Raw genomic sequence first — 2,445 nt, 5'->3', positions numbered from 1 at the left:
GCCCGGGCCAGAAGAAGAGCAGGTTGCCGCTCGAGGTCCATGCATTGAAGTCATACGCCCCGCAGCTGCTGTTGTCGTCTATCACGGCGCCAGTCAGAAATTGCACGCAAGTTCCGTCGAAGCTATTGAACACCGCAGCATTGATATTAAACGTCACCAGATTCGGATTCGGCGGATCGACTTCACCGTCATAGCCATCCTTGAAGATGCCATCACGTACTGCACGGATCGCAACCGTCATGTGCTCGTCAGGCGACTGGGAACCGGCTTCAACCAGTACGACGTCACCGAAGCTCGGGTGATTCGGCAACTGGTTGTTGGGCCCGTACTCTTCCGGAGTCACGACGATGGTCAGTGCCTGTGTGGCACCGGCAGCGATAGTGAAGCTGGCTGGCGTCACGGTAGCGCTGACGCCATCGGCTGACTCGAACGTGGCATTCCAGGTTGCCGAAGTGGCCAACGTGCTGGTCACGGTACGCGTGAACGTACAGCTCGGCGAGCAGTTGGTGTTGCGCATCGAGGCAATGTTGAGTTCCTTGATGTCGATACTGCCGCCGCTGGGATTGGCAGCGAGGAAGTTGGCTGTGGTTTCTTCAAGAACCAGGCCCGCCATCGCCGCTTGCTCCACCTGGACGCGACCGTTGCCGATCTGGTCGGCGTTCCACTCGGTTGTGCCGTCCTCCTGGACACCTGTACGTTTTGCGGTCATCTGCAGGGCAGACTTGATCGCCATCGGCGACCAGGTCGGATTCATCGCCCGGACCAGCGCGCCAGAACCCGCCGTATGCGGACTCGACATCGAGGTACCACCCAGGAAGGTGTAGTTGTTCGGGGCAATGTACGCTGCATAGATGCTGTCGCCCGGCGCCGTGATATCCGGCTTGGTCAGGTCAACTACATCGCCGGACGTCGGGCCGCGCAGGCTGAAGTCCGAAAGCAGATCGCCGATCTTGGTCGCGGTTTCAAAGTTGACCGTGGTTGGCGTAGCGCCGTTGCTGTCGATGAACGCTCGCAGCGCCAGCCCATCCGCCTGCAACATGCCGTAAGCCGGCAGGGATGCCGCTCCAATCGCCATGCTGAGTACACCAGCCACGTTGTTGTAGACGAAACCGACTTCTGCTCCAGCCGCCTGGGCGTTGACAAGCTTTTCTTCGAACGAGCAGCCTCCACGCGGAATCAGCGCGGCGGCTCCGGAAAAGAAGCCGGGTGCGAACCCGCCCGTTGCCGTACAACCGACATCATTGGCTGCGGACACGCGGATTGGGATCACACCACCGGTACCGACATTGATACCCGCCACGCTCAGGACAAGGTTCTGGGTATTAGCTGGCGGGGTGCCGGGACCATCAGCCGACAACGTACCGCCGACCGGGTTCTCGTCGTGAGTCGAAGAGGCAACGGTCATGACCCAGGGACCCAGGTGGTTGACCTCACCTACAGGATTGGTAACTGTCGCGCTGGTATTGCCGGCCGATGCTGCAACGAAAATATCGTTGTCCACGAAATCCAGGAACGCGCGATCACTTTCGCCAGCAGTCCACGGAAACTCGCCGCCCGAAATCGAGTAGTTGACGACGTCGATGTCACCATCGACCAGGACGTTGGCCAGGCCGGCCGCGATGTCTGCTGCACCGCAGTTGTTGGTTTGGCAAACCTTGTAGGTACGCAACGTGGCGCATGGTGCGACACCGCTGATGTTGGTATAGCCGGGCGGGATAGCGGGAGGCGGGGACACGGTGCCGTCAATCATGTTGCCGCCGGACGTGCTGGCGGTATGCGTTCCATGACCGTTGCCATCAAGCGGATTTGCGCCGGTACAGACGCCACCAGCACTGCTGCTGCAATCAACGAGGCTGCGCAACTTTACGTCGCCCGGGCCGAAGCCGCAGCGCGCATCATCGGCGAACGATGGATGCGTGGCGTTGATACCGGTATCCAGGACACCAATGACGACACCCTTGCCGAACGATGCCGCCGTGGGCACGGTCGGAACTGCGCCATCCCAAATGTCGGTGGCACCAATGAATGATGGGCCGCGGAAGGTATCAAGCTGATACTGCTTTTCGCGTTCGATCGCTACGACACCCGGCAGGTTGGCGACTGCAGCAGCCTCTGCCGCTGTCATTTTCGCCGCGATGCCGCTGTGCGTGATCTGGTAGGTGTGCGGTACGCTGACGTCACGCCCCAGGGCAGCCTTCATGTCGACAACGAAGGCGATCTGCTGCTGTTCCAGGAACTGACGATAGGCGAGTGAATCCGCGCTCTTGGCATCGAAACGCTCGCCTTGCGGTGCGGCTGTTGCGCTGAGGCTGCCAATACCGCCGCGATAGGCGATCGCACCAGGGTCAGCAAAGCGAATCATGTAGGTGGCCATCTCGTTGACGGCTGTAGCAGAACCCGGCGCATCGCTGGTGGTTGCCTGGCTCCACGCGGCAGGGGCATAGA

Annotated in this window: 1 protein-coding gene; it reads right to left on the bottom strand. The window is 60.7% G+C overall.

From position 1 onward, the window contains the following. On the bottom strand, positions 1-2,445 hold a 2,445-nt coding region (locus tag WBP53_RS16020), incomplete at both ends, for a S8 family serine peptidase (RefSeq protein ID WP_423930722.1).

Source organism: Dokdonella sp. (assembly GCF_049593775.1).
Taxonomy (GTDB): Bacteria; Pseudomonadota; Gammaproteobacteria; order Xanthomonadales; family Rhodanobacteraceae; genus Dokdonella.
This window is presented reverse-complemented; position numbering and strand designations above follow the sequence as displayed.